This window comes from Collinsella sp. AM38-1BH (genome assembly GCF_003467545.1).
Lineage (GTDB): Bacteria > Actinomycetota > Coriobacteriia > Coriobacteriales > Coriobacteriaceae > Collinsella.
The window spans coordinates 24339-42681 of sequence record NZ_QSHC01000012.1; the positions used below are offsets into that span (position 1 = coordinate 24339).

Here is an 18343-nt window from a genome sequence, read left to right on the forward strand (position 1 = left end):
TGCACCAAAATGGTGCAGATTAACCTGCCCCCAATGCACCAAGCGTGCCGCGGGGGCCGCGTTGTGACACAATGGCGTTTGTTCGATTCGTTATGCGAAAGGCCAACTATGGCAAATAAGAAAAAGAACCCTGCGCCCGAGCCGACGCCCGAGCAGCAGGCTCGCGCTGCCTCCAGCTCTCGCAAGAAGCAGCGCAAGACGTACGTGTCTAAGACCGTCAAGATCGTCCTGGTGGTCATCGGCGTGCTGGCGATGCTGCTTTCCGTCTCGGCGATGGCGTGCTCCGGCCTTATGTCGCAGGCCGAGGACGCCTCGGGCTACAAGCTGACCGGCGGTGTTGCTGCAACTATCAACGGCACCAACCTCACCGAGGACACCGTGACCAAGCAGATCATGAGCATGCGCACGTCCTACGGCTACACCAAGGATAAGGATTGGGCGCAGTATCTGGTTGACAACGACCTCACGCCCAAGAAGTACCGCAAGCAACTCATCGACTCCTACACGCAGCAGATTCTGCTTCAACAGGCACAGAAGGAGAACGGCGTGACGGTGTCTGACGAGGAGGTCGAGAAGGCTTGGAAGGACGCGTGCAAGAGCGCGGGCGGCGCCAAGGCCTTTAAGAAGACCCTCAAGACCTACGGCTATACCGAGGACACCTACAAGGACTCACTCAAGGAGAGTCTGGCGCAGCAGAAACTCAAGGATGCCGTCGCGCCCACGAGCAAGCCCAAGGACAGCGAGATTGTCGATTACATCAACGAAAACCTGTCCAGCTACAACGACGCCCGCCGCTCGTCGAACATCCTGATCAAGGTTGATTCTGACGCTTCCGACGAGGACAAGGCTGCCGCCAAGGCCAAGGCGCAGGAGTGCCTGGACAAGATCAACTCCGGTGAGCTGAGCTTTGAGGACGCCGTTGAGCAGTACTCCGAGGACACCGGTTCCAAGGAGAAGAAGGGCGATGTGGGCTGGGATAAGCTCACCACTTTCGTCGACAGCTACCAGACGGCGCTCGAGGGACTCAACAAGGGCGACGTGAGCGAAGTCGTCGAGTCGACCTATGGCTACCACATCATCAAGTGCACCGACTACTTCCATGTCGATAATCAGGTTGATGACATCAACCAGGTGCCCAAGGACATCAAAAAGTACGTCTCCAACGTGGTGAAGACGCAAGCGGCCAGCACCGCGTACAGCGAGTGGCTGGAGCAGTACAAGAAGGATGCCGACATCACCGTCAACCCCATGCCCAAGGACGTACCCTATAACGTGAGTCTGAAGGGTGTCACCAAGAGTTCGACCGACGATTCGTCGAAGACTGAGTAACCATGGGGCGGTGCTCGCGTGAGTGCCGCCCACGCTATTAGAGAGGATTTGCAGATGACCAACGAAGAGCTGCAGAAAGAAATGATCGCGGCCATGAAGGCCAAGGACAAGGTTCGCCTGTCCATCATTCGCCAGGTCAAGGCCGAGGTGAAGAATATCGAGGTTAACGAGCGCCGCGATGTGACCGAGGAAGACGTCAACAGCATGATCAAGCGTCTGATCAAGCAGACGAGCGAGACGCTGGAGATGTCCATCAAGGCCGGCACCGACCAGGAGCGTACCGACAACCTGACCGAGCAGGTCAAGATTCTGGAGAGCCTGCTGCCCGCGCAGGTTTCGGGCGAGGAGCTCGAGGCCCTGATCGAGCAGGTCATCGCCGAGCTGGGCGCTACTTCCAAGAAGCAGATGGGCCAGGTCATGGGAGCACTCGGCAAGGCCACCGGCGGCAACTTCGATAAGCCTGCCGCGGCAAAGATCGTCGGAGCAAAGCTGGCTTAAGGGCCGAGCGGTACATAGTTGATGTTAAGGGGACGTGACCATTGCGGTCGCGCCCCTTTTTGCTGGGCTGGGCAATCATTGGGGACGGGCTTAAATGAGTGCCCAATGAGCGGGTACTCATTTAAGCCCGTCCCCAATGAGTGGGTTAAAGGTTGCGGGTTCTTTACGGGAATGTAGTGTGGGCTGCGGAAACGCGGTTCTTTCCGTACAATAGTTCAACTCGTGTAAACGCAGGGAAGGGACATTCATGGCAGACATGATCGAGATCAAGCATCTCAACAAGTACTTTGGCGACCTGCATGTGCTCAAAGATATCAATCTCACCGTCAAGCGCGGCGAGAAGCTCGTAATGATCGGGCCTTCCGGTTCGGGTAAGTCGACGCTCATCCGTTGCGTCGATTATCTGGAGGAGCCCACGTCGGGCGAGGTCGTCATCGACGGTACGCCGCTCACCAAAAAGAATCACCTGGAGATGGCTCGCAAGTATAGCTCTATGGTGTTTCAGCAGTTCAACCTGTATCCCAACATGACGGTGCTGGGCAACCTGACGCTCGCGCCCATCAAACTGCAAAAGAAGAGCAAGGAGGAGGCGACCGAGATCGCCATCGCTGCGCTCAAGCGCGTCGGCATGGCGCATAAGGCCGGCGAGTATCCGCAGAATCTCTCGGGTGGTCAGCAGCAGCGCATCGCCATCGCCCGTGCCCTGTGCACCAAGCAGCCCATCATCCTGTTTGACGAACCGACCTCGGCACTCGACCCCGAGATGGTCCAGGAGGTTCTGGACGTTATGATCGAGCTTGCGCAGGAAGATATCACCATGATCTGCGTGACGCACGAGATGGGCTTTGCACGCCAGGTGGCCGACCGCGTCATCTTTATGGAGGACGGCCGCATTTTGGAGGAGGGCACGCCCGAGCACTTCTTCGATAACCCCGAGAACCCGCGCTGCCGCGAGTTCCTGTCCAAGATTCTGCACTAGGCGCGGTGATGGACATGACGGATATGACGAGGGCGGCCGTGTCGCGCCGTCACTTTTTGCAGCTGGCGGGCGCCGGCATGCTCGCGTTGACGGGGACCGCGCTTACCGGTTGTGGCAACTCCACCAGTGGCGAGGGCTCCGACAAGGGGTCCAAGCTTGCGGCCATTAAGTCGCGTGGCCATCTGAATGCCGGCGTTAAGAAGGATGTTCCCGGCTACGGCTATTACGACACCGCCAAGGGCCGCTTTGAGGGCATGGAAGTCGATTTGTGCTACCAGATCGCCGCTGCCGTCTTCGGCGTGAGCTACAAGGAGGCCCGCGCCCAGGAGCTTGTCGAGTTTACCGACGTAACGCCCAAGACGCGCGGCCCACTGATCGATAACGGCCAGCTCGACGTGGTCGCGGCGACCTACACCATCACCGACGAGCGCAAGAAGAGCTGGGATTTTTCGACGCCGTACCGCACCGACTACGTGGGACTCATGGTCAAGAAACGTTCGGGCTTTACCTCGATTGAGGACCTGGACGGCAAGGTTATTGGCGTGAGCCAGGGTGCCACCACGCAGGGCCTGATCGAGCAGATGATCAAGGACAACGGCTTTAGCTGCAAGCCCGAGTTTAGGGCCTTTAGCGGCTATCCCATCATCAAGAGTTCGCTCGACGCCGGCAATATCGACGTCTTTGCCATGGACCGCTCCACGCTGGCCGGTTACATGAACGAGACCGTTGAGCTGCTGCAGCCCGAGGTCAAGTTTGGCGAGCAGGGCTACGGCGTGGCGACCAAGAAGGGCTGCGACCTTTCGGCTGTGGTCGATCAGGTAGTTTGCGATCGCCTGGCCGATGGCTGGCTCGACCAAGAGGTCAAGACCTGGGGTCTTGTATAGGCGCATCGTCCAAGGAAGGAATCAAATGCTCGAAGGATTGTTTGACGCCGACCGCTGGTCGACGACATTTCAAAACATGGGGCCCTTCTGGGAGGGCTTTGGCGTGACGCTGCAGGTGGTCGTTGCCGGCCTGCTGCTATCGCTGGTGCTGGGCACGCTGCTGGGCGTGTTCTCTACCACTCGCTCGCGCGTGCTGCGCGCCATAAGCCGTGTGTATGTGGAGTTTTACCAGAACACCCCGTTGCCCGTGCAGGTGCTCTTTATGTACATGGCTGGTCCGCAGTTTTTGCAGGCCATAACCGGTGCCGACCAGCCGGTGCGCATCGCGCCGTTCGTGCTGGGCTTCTTGGGTGTGGGCCTGTATCACGCGGCCTACATTTCGGAGGTCATCCGCACTGGTATCGAGGCGGTTCCGCGCGGTCAGATGGAGGCGGCCCAGAGCCAGGGCTTCACCCGTGCGCAGGCGTACTGGTACATCGTGCTGCCCCAGACATTCAAGATTATTCTGCCGCCGCTGTGTAACCAGGCGCTCAACCTGGTCAAGAACACGTCGGTGCTGGCGCTTGTGGCCGGCGGCGACCTTATGTACCGTTCCGACAACTTTGTGAGTCTGTACGGTTACCTGCAGGGATACATCGTCTGCTGCCTTATGTACTTCATCATCTGCTTTCCGCTCGCCATGCTGGTGCAGTGGCTCGAGCGCCGCTCCAAGGAGCGTCCGCGCGGCGTGAGCCTGGCCGAGCTGGGACTCGACAACGTAGAGGAGGCCTAGCGCATGGAAATCTTCAACGCGACCAACCTGCTCTACATTTGGGGCGGCTTTGTTAAGACGATCGAGATCTCGGCGCTGTCGATCTTTTTCTCGCTCATCTTTGGCACGGTGCTGGCGCTCGTTAAAAGCTATGCGCCCCGCCCGTTCCGTATTTTGGTGAGCGCCTATATCGAGCTGTTCCGCTGTACGCCAAACCTGCTGTGGATTCTGTTTATCTACTTTACGGTGCAGGGTTTGGACATTGTGATTTCGACCATCGCCTTTACGCTGTTTACCAGCGCTGTTATGGCCGAGATTGTGCGTGGCGGCCTCAACTCGATTCCGCGCGGCCAGTTTGAGGCGGCGCAGAGCCAGGGCTTCGGCTTCTTTGCCACCATGCGCTATATCATTCTGCCGCAGACGTTTAAGACGATCATTCCGGCGCTGTTTAGCCAGTGCACGACCGTCATTAAGGACAGCTCGTATCTTTCGGGCATTAACGTGGCCGAGCTCATGTACACGGCAAACGTTGTGATGGCTCACGCGATCGACCTGTCGCAGGTGCTTATGCTCTACGGCCTGGTGTTTGCGATGTACTTTGTGCTCAACTTTGGTATCTCGTTGCTGGTCCGAGCATATCAACGCCGTATTGTGGCAGCGTAGTCCTGCTTCCCCAAGCACGGCATCTTGCCCCTCAATCGTCGCTTGCGTACATTTAGTACGCGGCGCTCCTCTTTCGGGGCAATCTGCCGCACTTGGGAAACCAGGACGGTCGTAAGTGACAAAATGAGAATCAGGAATCGCCTATTTCTCATTTGTTAGAAAGGAATCGCGATGAGCGATCTGGAGAACAAAAAGAGCCCCGTGGTCATTACCATCGCGCGCGACTTTGGTGCCGAGGGCCACGAGATCGGACGCATCCTCGCCAACGAGTTGGGGATTCCGCTGTACGATAACGAGCTGCTGGTGCGTGCTTCGCTGCGCGCGGGCGAGTCGCTCGACAAGATGGCCGCTTACGACGAGCGCCTGGCCGTGGAGAACATGGCTTTTCTGCCCGACCGTTACGATGCGCGTTCGTACTCGGACAAGTTGTTCCAAAAGATGAGCCAGGTGATTTTGGATCTGGGTGAGACCGAGAGCTGCATTATCGAAGGCCGCCTGTCCGATTACCTGCTGCGTAACAACCCCAACCACATTGCCGTATTGGTGACCGCTCCCTTTGAGGACCGCGTCGAGATCGTGCGCAAAAAGCGCGGCCTCAACAAAAAGAAGGGCGCCAAGCTAGTTAAACAGCAGCAGAAGGCGCGCGAGGCATTCTACAAGCGCTACAGCGCCGGCAAGTGGAAGATGACGAGCGGCAAGGACATCGTCGTCAACCGCGCCAAGCTGGGCCGCGAGGGTTGTAAAGACGTCATCGCCGCCGCCTACCGCTACAAAGTGGCGCAGCTCGAAGGCTAATCGATCAAAAACCACCACAAAGGGGACAGGCACCTTTGTGGTGGTTTTTGTTTTAGGCGGAGAAAGTCAACTGGTTCTGCGGGGGCCGATCACTCAAAGAACTCAAAGATGCTCAAAAAACTCAAAGATGCTCAAAATACTTAAAGATTGTAGGGGCATAATTAAGTTGTATGAGTTCAAGGGAGGCTTTATGGCGGCACCGACGGCGTACAGGCAGGCAAATCCATTCACGCCGATGTTCGGACGTGTACCGGCGTATATGGCCGGCCGTGAGCAAATCATCGATGATATGGTGCTGGCGTTTGAAAATGACGACTCCGATCCCAATCTTTGCTCGGTTTTCTATGGTGCACGTGGTACAGGTAAAACGGCGCTTTTGGCATATCTGTCGTACCGCGCCCAGCAAGAGGGCTGGATTACAGCGAATGTGACGGCCTCGGAGGGGATGCTCGAAGACATTTTGCAGCGCCTCAACGAATCAGCCGCCCATCTGATCGAAAAGCCCGCTTCTAGGCGTGTGAACAGTGTCGGCATTGCCCACGTAGGAAGCATGAGCTGGGAAAACATCGATGTTGAATTTGAGGGCGCTAACTGGCGTACTAAGATGAACGCTTTGTTTGCTCAGCTTGAAGCGACTGACACCGGGGTGCTTATCGCCGTTGACGAAGTGGATGTATCGTTTGCGCAAATGACGGAGCTTGTTACTACCTACCAGCACTTTGTAAGCGAGAATAAAAAGGTAGCTTTGCTTATGGCGGGGCTGCCGTTTCGCGTGCTGGCGCTGCTGACGGGGAAATCGACATCGTTTCTTCGTCGCGCGGCTCAACATTCGCTGGGATCAATTTCACCGACTGAGGTAAAAGAAGCGTTTCGACTAACGATTGAGGACGGCGGCAAGACGATTTCTGATGAGGCGATTGACCTCGCTGCCAAGGCGATCGATGGCTTTCCATTTATGTTCCAGTTGGTGGGGTATCGGGCATGGAATGCTTCGCGCCAAGCCTCCGAGGTTTCTATTGAGGATGTCGAACGAGGCGCGAAACTTGCGCAAGAGGAGCTGGAATCGCGAGTTTTCGCTTCAACAGCGGCGGAACTTTCACGAGGGGACCTTGAATTTCTTCGTGCAATGAATCCGGTTGGGACGACGACCAGGCAAGAGCTGGCAGCGAGGCTTAAGAAGAGTTCCGGTTCGATTTCAACGTATAAAAAGCGTCTGGTAGAGGCTGGGGTAATTGAAGAGCCTCTACAAGGACGTTTTGAGTTTGCATTGCCAGGCTTTGGCCGATATGTCGCATCGCTTTACTAGAGGGTCGTTGCTGCGAAGGATCGCTTCGTGTCCCTTTACTGTCTCGATCTGTAACAATAAGCCTGCTTTTAGGGGCCTATCTGTTACAGACTGAGACAAACTGGCAGAGTGGCCTTCTGCTCCGCTCAAACCACCGCAAAGGGGGCCTTTGTGGTGGTTTTTGTTTTAGGCAGAGGGGAAGGCTTTGGCGAGACCGGCGCGCGTCTGCGTGTCGGTCTTTTGGTAGATAGAGCTCAGGTGGCGCTGTACCATGCGCATCGAGATGCCGAGTTCCTCGGCGACCTGCTTGAGCGGGCGTTCATCCTGGGTCACGGCTATGAGCACGTCGACTTCGCGCGGGGTGAGAGCGTGGTCGGCGATGAAGGCCTGGCGTTGCTCTTCGATGGTGGGGGCGGTGAGTGCTTCTTTTGCCAGTTGCTCGCGCTCGCGCTCCTGCTCGGTTTGGGGCAGGCGAAACAGGCCGGCTGCCACGAATGCCGCGCAGGCGGCGACGAGCAAAACGAGCGCGCCGATCATAATGAGGGCAACGTTGTCCGAGGTTACGAGCGCCAGCGAGAGGCCCGATGTAGTGAATGCGCATACATTGTTGGCGGCGCGTCCCATGCCGGCCCAGAGGGCGGGCGCATGCATGCGCGGTGCCAGCTGTGTAAAGGTGGCGGTAAAGAACGTGACAAAAAAGCCCGAACTCAGATAAAAGACGACAAGGCCCAGGTTGGGATCGGCGCCGGCCTCCACGGCCAGGATGGAAATGGTCGAGAGCACGGCGATGCCGAGCATGACAAGTCCCATGTAGCGGCGCTCGGCAAGGTCAAAGATAAGACCGGCGGCAAGGCCGCTTGCCGCCAAAAAGAGGCGCGGCCAGGTTTGCACGGCAATGGTGCCGTGGGCGTTGGAGAGTGTGACCACGTTGTCGAGGGTCGAGAACAAGCAGGCAAGAATCATGACGAGCGCGATGCTCCAGCATGACTGTTTGGCGAGGGCATGAGAGGGCTCAATAAAGGGATTGATGGCGGAGTTGGAGCTCTCGGCGGCCTTTTGGGGAACGACGCTGAGGGCGGAGATGGCGATAGTCGCTGCGCCAAGGACGATGAGCTCGACGATGCCACCGCAATTGAGCAGGTTGACGGCGAACTGCATCAGGATGCCCGCGGCATAGGCCGCTCCCGCACCGGTGGCGAGCTTGGGATCATCTTGGAATGCCAACGAAAAGGCGTGGTGCGCTGCGGCGCCTAACAGGCCGAGTCCGAGGAATGCGAGGCAGCCCAGAATCTCGAGGGCAAGCGGGGCCGTGGGGGACTGGATCTGAATCAGCCCCAAGATGGCGATAGGGACGGCGGCACTGACAACTGCCTGAGGCTGGCCTTTGCGCTGCGCATGATCAAGCAACGGAGCGTATCCGATAAAGCCGATCACGCTGGCGCCAAGGATAAGGCCCTGTGCGAGCACAACGCGCTCGGCGCCGGCGAGTAGCCCGATATTGATATCGAAGCGAAACTCGGCGGCAAGGAAGACGAAGGTAAAGAGCGCGAGTGCCAAAAGCGCGTTAATTTTAGGCTTGCTCAGGTTCAAGGACAGTCCTTTGGGTGGACGAATGATCGTGTCCTCGATTGTAGCGTTCCCGGGACGAGTGTGGCGATGGTGAAATCATATTGAATTAAACCGCAGGTAGAGGCCTAGGTTCACATCTACGAACCTAGGCATACGGAGTCATTTGACACATCTTGGTGGTACAGGACCACCACAAAGGGGACAGGCACCTTTGTGGTGGTGTCCCTACGACCAAGGAGGGCGTTATGTGCGGAAGCCACTTTGATAAGCAAACTCAGCGTGAGCGCACCTGCTCGCTGGTTCACGGTACCCGGTGTTGTGTGGGTGCCAAAATAGCTTGCGCCGGCGCGTGTGCGCTTATGGTCGGCCAGCTGCTGCTGCCGAGCGTGGCGCTGGCGACGGAATGCGCCGATCCCGCCGCTGGGACGGATGAAGTTGCCGCGGCTCCGGTGACGCCGACGGTTGCGGAGGATACGGCCGCAACGACCGCACCAGCCGCTTCGACCGTGCCTGCAGCCGATGCTGCTCCGGCGGCGCAAGCCACCGCTGAGCCTCAGCAGACGGCCCCGACTGGCGCCACCGATGAATCCAACGATGCGGCACCCGCTGAACAAAATACTCCCAGCGACAACGCCGCCACGCCGGCGAATGACGCCATCATGCCCTGCGGTGTGACCGATGTTGTTGGCGGCAGCGGCGTTAGGGTCAATATTACGGTGCGGAACAATTACACCGACATCAAGAAAGAAGAAACGATTGAGTATGTGAAGGGGATTGCCCTTGTAGATGGAGACCAGTCTGCTCTCGATGGTAGCGCTTTGACTTTTATCGGCCTGGGGGACTTGATCGTCCATGCGGCGTATGACAGTGCGAGCAATAAAACAACGCTTACCCTGGATATCAGCAAGATTCAGAGACAGAAGGAGGAGCAGAAGTACTTTACGGAGTACAAGGAGAATAAGTCCAAGATGACGACCACCTATGATGGATCCAAGCTTACGTATACGGGTACAGAGCCCGGGAATATCATCATCGGTGATCCGGACGACGCCTTTAAAGGAGATACCGAGGCGACCGGGAAACCCACTATTAACGAGATCCGGGATGACTACTACACCCGCACCCATGTCTACGAGAGGGCGTGCCTTGTTATCCCGGCAGCGGAATCAGAATCGGAATCCATCTCCTTTGCCAATGTTCAGAATACGAACTTCAATTGGCAGCTGGATACTGGTCCGCAGGCGACGGCAGGTGTCCCTAACTACGATGCAGATAAATACGAAATCGCTTATGAATGCTGGCAGGAATTTGAAAACAACGAACCCGTTGCTGCCTGGTATTCCGATAACGGCTCACATGGTTCCCTGCCGACTATTACAAAGTTTAAAAGCGGGAAAGAGTACGTGTATTCTCTTATGCTGAAGCCAAAAGACGGATATTCCTTCAGCGATGAAACCGTTGTTACCGTAAACGGGGAAACCGTAAAGTCGAGTCTAAGCGGAGAATTCCTGTATGTCCCTGCTATTAAAACAATTACGATGCCTGCTTCGTCGGAAAACGAAGCTCTTGAGAATCTAAACGTCAACGATGTGAAAACCGACTATGCGCCCGGCGAGGCGCCGCGTGCGACCGCGACGATTCCTGCCGCCGATGCCGATAAGTATGAGATCGCCTATGAGTGCTGGGAAGAGATGGATGGCAGCGACCCTGCGGAGCTCAAGCCCGTTGCCTTCTGGTATTCCGATCCCGCAATGTACACGCCGGGCATGAAGAAGATCGACCACTTCGAAGAGGGCAAGTTCTACATGTATTCCGTTGAGCTGAGGCTCAAGGGCGACAATACCGTGGCTGATGACTGCGAAATGAACGTCAACGGTCATTGGGCGCACCACATCAAGACCGCCAACGGCGTCTTCGCGCCACACACTGACAATATGCTGTGCGAGCAGCCGATTGATGAATGGCGGGCAATCGACGTTATCGAGATCAACGGCGCCACGACTATCTTTAAGGCGGGCGACAAGCCGGTCTTTACGGCGAATGTTCCGACGGCCTCCAACTCCCTTCCTCAGTGTGAGTTCTGGACGGGCAGCGATGGCAGCGAAGTGAACTCTCAGAAGTTCTGGGATCAGAACATTACGAATCACATCGACGCCTTTAAGCCTGGCGTGACCTATCGCTACGGCATCTACCTCAAGTCCGCGCGCGGCTTCTACTTCACGCCCGACACCAAGCTGATGATCAACGGCCAGGAGTGCGGCTACCAGGTCGCGGATAGCGTATCCGATGAGGACAGCGGCTGGATCTACACCCTGTGGCTCAACACCGATCTGACCTTTACGCCTGAAGCCACGCCGACTCCCGATCCGCAACCTACGCCGGATCCCAAGCCGACACCGCAGCCTGAGGTTAAGCCCGAGACCAAGCCCGAAGTGAAGCCCGAGACCAAACCCGCGGCCAAGCCGGCTACGACCACCACGGTGAGCAAGACGGTTGAGAAAGCCACGCCGGCCAAAAAGTCCGCCGCCGTCCTGGCCGCCACGGGCGACACCACCGCGATGACGGTCACCGCCCTGGGCATCGCCGGCGCAACCGTTGCCGCCGCAGGCATCGCCGCGACCAAGCGCCGCAAGCGCTAGGTTTTGGTGACGGCGCCTATCCTCGGCTTCAGCAAAATCTCGATCTGTAACACCAAACTGCCCAAAACGGCTCTAGATGTTACAGATTGAGATGAACCGAATGGCCGCCAATCTAATGTCTCGATCTGTAACACCAAGCGGGGAATTTGACCTCTAGCTGTTACAGATCGAGACAAACCGACCGGCCGAGTCCAGAACCACCGTAAAGGTGCCTGTCCCCTTTGTGGTGGTTTGCGCAGGTAGAACGGTAGGTTCGTATATATGAACCTACCGTTCGCTTTGTTTTTGGACAACGATTACGCTGGATGACTTTTGGTTTGCAGGAAAGGAACGACCATGAGGTGGACTACTGCTCGAGCGCTTTGCCGACGGCTGACGGTTGCCACGGTGACCCTCGCGATGGTGACGGGTTCGTTTCCCGCGGGCGCGTTTGCTGAGGCCCTCAACACCGACGGCACTTTTGTGCAGACGGATAACGGCCAAGCAGCCGACGCCGCTCCCGCCGATTCGGCTGACGCCCAAACGTCAGACTCTGCTTCCGCCGACCCCGCGCCCGATGCCGGCGCCGCCGACCCCACAGTGCTCGATAGCGGTGATACCCCTACCCCCCCCGCCCTCCGAGATTGCATCGGCGGCGGGCCTAACGGGCGCCGGGCAGACCGAGAGCACACCTGCGGGTACGCTCGCCACTGATCTTGTCGAGGGCAAGGAACTCGCCGAGCAGCAGAAGCAGGAGGAGACCGCCGAAGCCGAAGCAACCTGGAATGAGGATCTTGGGCTCTGGATGACCTCGAAGGGCGCTACGGGCGTAAAAGGCGAATACGATGATGGCTACGTGGCCGGCGAGCAGACTCCCGCGCAGTACTACTTCTCGATCGATAGCCTCACCAACGAAATTTCTATCGAGTATGGCGACGCGGGCATTACCACGTTGGAGGTGCCCTCGACCATCGACGGCAAAAATGTCGTGAGTCTTAAGGGCATGGGAAACGTTGCGCTCACATCAATTACGTTTGCCCCCGATTCGCATATCCGCTCTGTGGGCGGTTTGGGCGGCAGCAGCATCAAGGAAATCGCACTGCCCGATTCGGTTGAGGAACTGGGCTGGAATGCGTTTACTGGAAGCAAGACACTTCACACGGTGACCTGGCCCAACAACGCGGCCTTTACCACGATTCCCGAGCAGGCCTTTGAGGGCTGCGAACAGCTTGACGACAATGTGGTGGCAACGCTGCCACCTTCGGTTAAGACTATCGACTATCGCGCCTTCGCCAATTGCGGCGTACCGCAGTTCTATGTCTCGGACACAACGGTACTCACCTTTACGCAGATCAACGTGCCGGGCACGGTGGAGCGGATTGAGCGCTATGCCTTTGACGGGTGCTCGCACGTGTCATCGGTGACGATCGGCGATGGTGTCAAATCTATCGGGGCGCTCGCGTTCGCCTCTCTTGATCCTGCGATTGCCGGCAAAGAGATTGTGCTACCCAAAAGCGTGGAAATGATAGAGTGGGGAGCTTTTGAGAACACGAGATACGGAAACGAGACGAACCATAATGCCGTTGCCCTGCGCGTGATGAACCCCGATCTTCAGTTTGGTGAGGCGGGCTATCCGGGCGACTATAATGAGCGCGTGACAATCGATGGCGTAACGTATACGATTCCCTTTGGTGAAGGCCAGACCATCTATGCCTATGCGACCGATTCGGCTGGCAACCCCTCGATGGTCAAAAAGCTTGCCGATGCCGTGGCCGATCGCAAGGACTCCGTCGATTCCTCGAAGCCTGCCTACACGTTTGAGTGGATGGGCGAGGCGGCCCAGGTGACGGGCAAACTTCCCCAGAGCGCGGCGGCCGTGCTCTTGCAGGCGGGGCAGTCCACGCCGTTGACGGTTGGCGACGACGGCTCCGTTGCTGCCAACGTCCTCTCCAAGACGGCAGCAACGCTGCGCATTTCGCTCAGCGGTTACTATGACATGGTGCTGGCGCGCCCGGGCGACCAGATGACGGGCACATGGAATATCGGAGAGATTAAGGCGGAGGACTTTACCAAGATTCCGGCTTCGCGCGCGATTGAGCTCAACGTGGGCTATCTTGAACCGATTATGGGCCAGGATAAGACCGAACGCATTGAGCTCGATAGTCTCGATAACATCGATCTGACGGTGAAGAACGGCGGCAAGACGCTTAAGCCTGCCAAGGGTGACAAGGAAAACGACTTCCGTATCCAGGGCACAGCGCTCGTGGTGTCGCAGGCCATTGCCGACGCGGACCAGGATCTGGAGATAACGCTCGAGCCCAAAGACAGCCTCAAGCTGGGTGGGACGACGGCGACGGTGAAGCCCTCGGCCGGCAAGGTCGATATCGACTTGAAGCCCTGGGGCACGGCGACGGTCGCGACCAAGGGCGACTACCAGGGCGCTAACCGCGTGCTGGTGTTCCGTACGTCCGACGGCAAGCTGGTCGCCGACGGCGTCACCTATCTGATGGGTTACGAAGACGATGGCACCACGCCTATCATGAAGGCCGAGACGCCGCGCCTTAAGGCCGGTTCGTACACCATCGTCGCCTTTAACAAGACGAGCTACGACATCCAAGCGACGAGCTATTCCACGTTTAGCCGCCTAGGGCTGACCGTGGGTAAGCATATCGCGCAAAAGCAGGTGAAGATTGAGGACGGCAAACAGCTCGACGTGACGCTCGACGTCCCCACGTTTGACGTGGAGACGTATCGTGCCGAGCGCGGGCTGACGGCGGGCTCGGTTATCGCTGATTCGTCCGCGGTCGTTGGCGTGGAGACCGAGCTGCGCATTCATTACGAGCTCAAGGACAGCCAGGCTGCCAAGATTGAGATTCCGCTGGCCAAGGATGCCGTCGGGGATGTGTCCGCAGGCTCTCGCGAAGCCGGCGCCAGCTCCGAGGCCATGTGGGCTGACACAACTTGGGAGGGCGACAACCTCGTTCTCAATATGAATAAGGGCATGGGCGCCGATGTGTTTGTGCGCTTTAAGCCTAAGGCCGCGGGCATCTATGCCATCTCGCCGCTTATTACGCTGGGCGAGGTGACGTTGCCGCTGGGAAGCACCACACTCGAGGTTAGCGGATCGCGCATCGAGGTCGACAGCACCGACGTTCACAGCCTACTGGGCAATGTGGCCTACGTATACGCAGCGCCCGGAAAAAGCGTGCAGCTTACCGTGGGCGTGGGCGCCTCGGCCGCAAAGTACACCGGCAAGACCAATAAACTCGGCCGTGCCAAGATTGAATACGACCTGCCGCAGGATACGCTTGCCGCCGAGCGTGTGACGCTCGAAGCGCGCGTGGGCTCGACCGCTGCTGCCGCCGCTGCTGCCGAGGTAACGGCTCGCAATTATGTGCGCTATGTTCCGGGCGCTTCGGTCTGGAACTTTGATGTGACGTATCGTGGCGGTACGCAAAGCCTGGTCAAGGACGGCAAGGACACCGGCAAGAGTCTGTGGACCTTCCACCATCTGCCGCAAAAGAAGAACGCCTACTGGACGTTCGATATCACGCTCGAGGTGGGAAACGAAGAGGCCGCCGACACGCTCGACCTGTACGTGGACTGCGTGGATGGCAAGACGGTGACGATTCCTCTGACTCAAAAGTCGCGCGAGGGCACCCATGTGCGCTATGTGGCGGAGTATGTGGACGAGGGTTACCTTAAGCTGCTCGACGAGTTTAACAAGGCGAATGACTCGACCTATGTGAACTGCGGCAACTTTGAGCAGATCTTTATGCCGCAGACCTACCGCATCTCCAATGCTCAGCTTATGACCATGCTGAGTTTTGACGCCAACGCTTCGGCCAAAAAGCATTCCGCCGCGGCCGAGGAGCGCCAGCAGGAGTTCTCGAATGCCGTGCAGCAGTGGCACGAGTATATGATGGATAACTCGTTTAATGATGTCGACGAGGCCTTTAACGACGCGATTGACCAGATGGTCGCTGATGCGTTTGCCGAGGAGGACGAGAACGGTAAAGAGGACGAAGCCCAAGGTGGAGCTGCCCGTAAGGCTCGTCGCGCCCCTGCCGCCAGCGACGGCGAGGGTGATGGTGCTGGCAACGACGAGGCCGCGCAGTTTGCGGCTGAGCTCAAGGCCGCGGTCGGCGGGTCGGCGGCGCTGCTGACCCAGCAGGGCGACAGCTATGGCGTCAATGTGGACAAGATGATCTTTGAGGATGCTTACGGCACCAGCGAGGATTGGTATCAGGAACTCGCGGCGGCCCAGGGCGCGAACGCTGCGGATGCGGCCGCCATCAAGGAGCTCGTCGACCATGCATCGCGAGCGGAGTTTATTGCCCAGCAGGCCGAGGATCTGGTGGGCCAGTCGATGGGTATCGGCCAGCTCAACCAATACGGAAGCTGGAATGACGCAACCGCTGCGGCGCTCAACAAGTGTGCGGGCATTAAGGCCAGCGAGTACAACGGCCAGTCGACGAGCGGGTTTAACGATTTGGGCCAGGCGCTCGGCAGCTCGCTGAGCTACAAGGCGGCTGACGACGATACCGTCAAGGGCTTTAAGGTCGCCGCGCCCGATGGCGAGCAGACGGCCTATATCGAGTCGGAATTTATCGAGAACTCCAATAACAACAAGAACCAGGCGCTTCTGTTTAACTCGATCGCCATGCAGTGCGACATTCTGGACGACCTGTACGACAACTGGAATGTGGTCCATAGCCTCAACAACTCCAAGGTGCGCGGATGGCTCATGGCCTGGAAGCTCAACGGCGACGTGAGCGCCCATATGAAGCTCATCCGCACGATCCGTTCGCTCAAGAGCTATAAGATCGAGTGCGAGATGTTCGGACAGGTCTTTAAGACCGATGCGTGGAAGGCGGCCGGCCAGGCGTTTCCCGCGGCGACCCAGGGTATCGGCATCTTTACCGGCATTTACGGCGTGAACGATGCCAGCAAGAACTGGGAGAACGTGAACGTCCGTATGCAGAAGGTGAAGGGCGAGCGCGAGGGCTATGAGCTTCAGCATACGCGCTTGCTTGCCAAGCCCGAGAAGACCGAGGACGACTGGAAGTGCATTTACGCGCTGCGTGACGCCATGGAGAAGGCGCGTGCGTTTGAGGATCTGCTGTATCGCCAGCTCTGCCACGACAGCACCGATGTGGCGGTGGGCTCCATTATGACAATCGCCGGCGTGCTGACGGCCGGTTCGGCGGGTACCGTGGTGGGCGCCGCCTATGATGCAGCTTCGACCAGCGTAGGTTCGGAGCGCGCGATTAAGCTGACCAATGCCGAATGCGCCTACGATGTTGCCTGCGAGCAGGTGGAGCGCGCGTGCCAGAATCGCATTACGGTCAACTGGGGCGAGCTGACCGATGCCGAGGTCTACAAGGCCAACAAGGACGGCTTGATCTCGGACGAGAAGATGCAGTCGATCTTCGAGGCGCGTTATCGCAATGTGCCTGCCAAGGCAGCACCCGACCCTGCGGGCGTGGTGTACGAGGGCCTGCTGTCCAATACGGTTGAAGGCGCGGCGGTTGAGCTGTGGAGCGCCGACGATGCGGCCGGTACCAATGCGGTGCGTTGGGATGCCGAGGGGTATGAGCAGGACAATCCGCTTGCAACGGGTGCGGACGGTGCGTACAACTGGAATACGCCGACCGGCTGGTATCAAGTGCGCGTGACCAAGGACGGGTATGAGGAGGCGCGTTCGGCTTGGCTGCGCGTGCCGCCGATTCAGACTGAGGTGAACATTGGCTTGGTGTCGACGGCGGCGCCCGAGGTAGCTTCGGCCCATGCCTATACCGATTGCATCGAGGTTGAGTTTGCGCAGTATATGGATGCGAGCGACGATGCCCTGGTCGCATTGTGCGCGCAGGGCTTGGGCGACGTGACGTATACGTGGCTCGACAAGCAGGACGATCCCAATGGCAAGCCGCTGTCACGCGTGCTGCGTATTCGCTATGCCGATGCGCGTGAGGCGGGCTCGACGGTGGCGTTTGAGCTCGACGGTGCTCGCAACTACGCCGGCACGGCCATGGCGCGCTGGGCAAGTGGCGAGCTTGTCGTGGGCGTTCGTGCCGACAAACTCAAACTCAACGTGGAGCAGGCCGTGACCATGCTTGATGGCAGTGACTTTGAGCTGGTGGCGCACGTGACCGATAAGGCGGGCAAGCCGTTTGCGGGCGCCAAGGTTAGTGTTGGGCTGGAGTCCTCGGCTATCTGCTCTGTCGATGCCACCCAGGCCGTGACGGGCGAGGACGGTGCGGCGACGTTTGTGCTGCATGGTGCTCTGCCCGGTTTGACGACGTTGACGGCGGCGGTGGGCGGCACGGCGCTGTCCAAGCAGGTCGACGTTCGCGTGTCTGCCGAGGCAGTGCGACCGGCGCGACCGGTGGCGACGATTGGTGCGACGACGTTTGGTGCATGGTCGCCCAAGGAGAACTACATTACGGTGCCCAAGGGCACGAAGCTGGAGCTTTCTGCCGAGGATGGCGCGACGATTTGGTACACCACCAACGACACCTGCCCCTGCCGTGACGAAGGCCGTGTAAAGTACACCGAGCCCATTGCGCTCGATAGCAACATGTATGTGCGCATTGCGGCACAGCGCCCTGGCATGTCGTACAGCGAGTATTCCGAGCGTCTGAACATTACGATTACGGTGACCGATGAGGCGGCGCCTGATCCGACGCCCGATCCGGACCCGACGCCTGGCGACGGCGAGCAGGGCGGCGGTGCGGATGGCTCTGGCGGCACCGGGGTACCTGCGGGCGGTTCGACTTCGACGACGACCACGGTGACGACGAACAAGTCCAAGGGTAAGGGCGAGAACGACAAGAAGTCCGGCGGCACGGAGCTCGCCAGCACGGGTGACTCCACCGCGATGACGGTCGCCGCCTTGGGCATCGCCGGCGCAACCGTTGCCGCGGCCGGCATCGCCGCGACCAAGCGTCGCAAGCGTTAGGTTTTGGCGAC

At 58.5% G+C, this 18343-nt stretch carries 12 protein-coding genes; 11 read left to right on the forward strand and 1 reads right to left on the reverse strand.

The window, feature by feature from the left end; all coding sequences use genetic code 11:
• Positions 1–108 precede the first annotated feature (108 nt).
• The 8 genes from DW870_RS06320 (at position 109) to DW870_RS06355 (ending at position 7205) form a co-directional block, all read left to right on the forward strand.
• Entirely contained in the window at positions 109–1329 is a 1221-nt protein-coding gene (locus DW870_RS06320) for a peptidylprolyl isomerase (protein ID WP_117877224.1), read from the forward strand.
• 54 nt (positions 1330–1383) lie between these two features.
• Positions 1384–1827 carry a GatB/YqeY domain-containing protein gene (locus DW870_RS06325; protein ID WP_006235801.1) on the forward strand — a complete coding sequence of 148 codons (444 nt, stop codon included), beginning with the start codon at positions 1384–1386 and terminating at the stop codon, positions 1825–1827.
• A gap of 247 nt (positions 1828–2074) precedes the next feature.
• Entirely contained in the window at positions 2075–2806 is a 732-nt protein-coding gene (locus DW870_RS06330; protein ID WP_022094215.1) for an amino acid ABC transporter ATP-binding protein, read from the forward strand.
• 8 nt (positions 2807–2814) lie between these two features.
• Positions 2815–3690 carry a transporter substrate-binding domain-containing protein gene (locus DW870_RS06335; RefSeq protein WP_117848438.1) on the forward strand — a complete coding sequence of 292 codons (876 nt, stop codon included), beginning with the start codon at positions 2815–2817 and terminating at the stop codon, positions 3688–3690.
• Positions 3691–3715: 25 nt separating this feature from the next.
• The gene (locus DW870_RS06340; protein ID WP_035136546.1) at positions 3716–4462 is read left to right on the forward strand and encodes an amino acid ABC transporter permease; all 747 of its coding nucleotides are present in this window, start codon (positions 3716–3718) and stop codon (positions 4460–4462) included.
• A gap of 3 nt (positions 4463–4465) precedes the next feature.
• Entirely contained in the window at positions 4466–5104 is a 639-nt protein-coding gene (locus DW870_RS06345) for an amino acid ABC transporter permease (protein WP_055285379.1), read from the forward strand.
• 171 nt (positions 5105–5275) lie between these two features.
• On the forward strand, positions 5276–5899 hold the full coding sequence (locus DW870_RS06350) for an AAA family ATPase (RefSeq protein WP_022094991.1): 624 nt from the start codon (positions 5276–5278) through the stop codon (positions 5897–5899).
• A 190-nt stretch (positions 5900–6089) separates the two neighbouring features.
• Positions 6090–7205 (forward strand): AAA family ATPase, encoded by a 1116-nt coding sequence (locus tag DW870_RS06355; protein ID WP_117769786.1) that lies wholly within the window; start codon positions 6090–6092, stop codon positions 7203–7205.
• Between the two features lie 165 nt (positions 7206–7370).
• Here DW870_RS06355 and DW870_RS06360 read toward each other — a convergent pair whose 3' ends face one another.
• Positions 7371–8774, reverse strand: a complete 1404-nt coding sequence (locus tag DW870_RS06360; RefSeq protein ID WP_117769747.1) for a helix-turn-helix transcriptional regulator — start codon at positions 8772–8774, stop codon at positions 7371–7373.
• A gap of 224 nt (positions 8775–8998) precedes the next feature.
• Between DW870_RS06360 and DW870_RS06365 the strand changes: the two genes are divergently transcribed.
• From DW870_RS06365 to DW870_RS06370, 3 genes are all read left to right on the forward strand, one after another.
• On the forward strand, positions 8999–11392 hold the full coding sequence (locus DW870_RS06365) for an LPXTG cell wall anchor domain-containing protein (protein ID WP_117769748.1): 2394 nt from the start codon (positions 8999–9001) through the stop codon (positions 11390–11392).
• 336 nt (positions 11393–11728) lie between these two features.
• On the forward strand, positions 11729–12085 hold the full coding sequence (locus DW870_RS09320; RefSeq protein ID WP_158565182.1) for a hypothetical protein: 357 nt from the start codon (positions 11729–11731) through the stop codon (positions 12083–12085).
• Positions 11985–18332: a leucine-rich repeat protein gene (locus DW870_RS06370; RefSeq protein ID WP_158565183.1), complete on the forward strand. Its 6348-nt coding sequence runs from the start codon at positions 11985–11987 to the stop codon at positions 18330–18332. The genes DW870_RS09320 and DW870_RS06370 overlap by 101 nt, the downstream gene beginning before the upstream one ends.
• Positions 18333–18343: the final 11 nt, after the last annotated feature.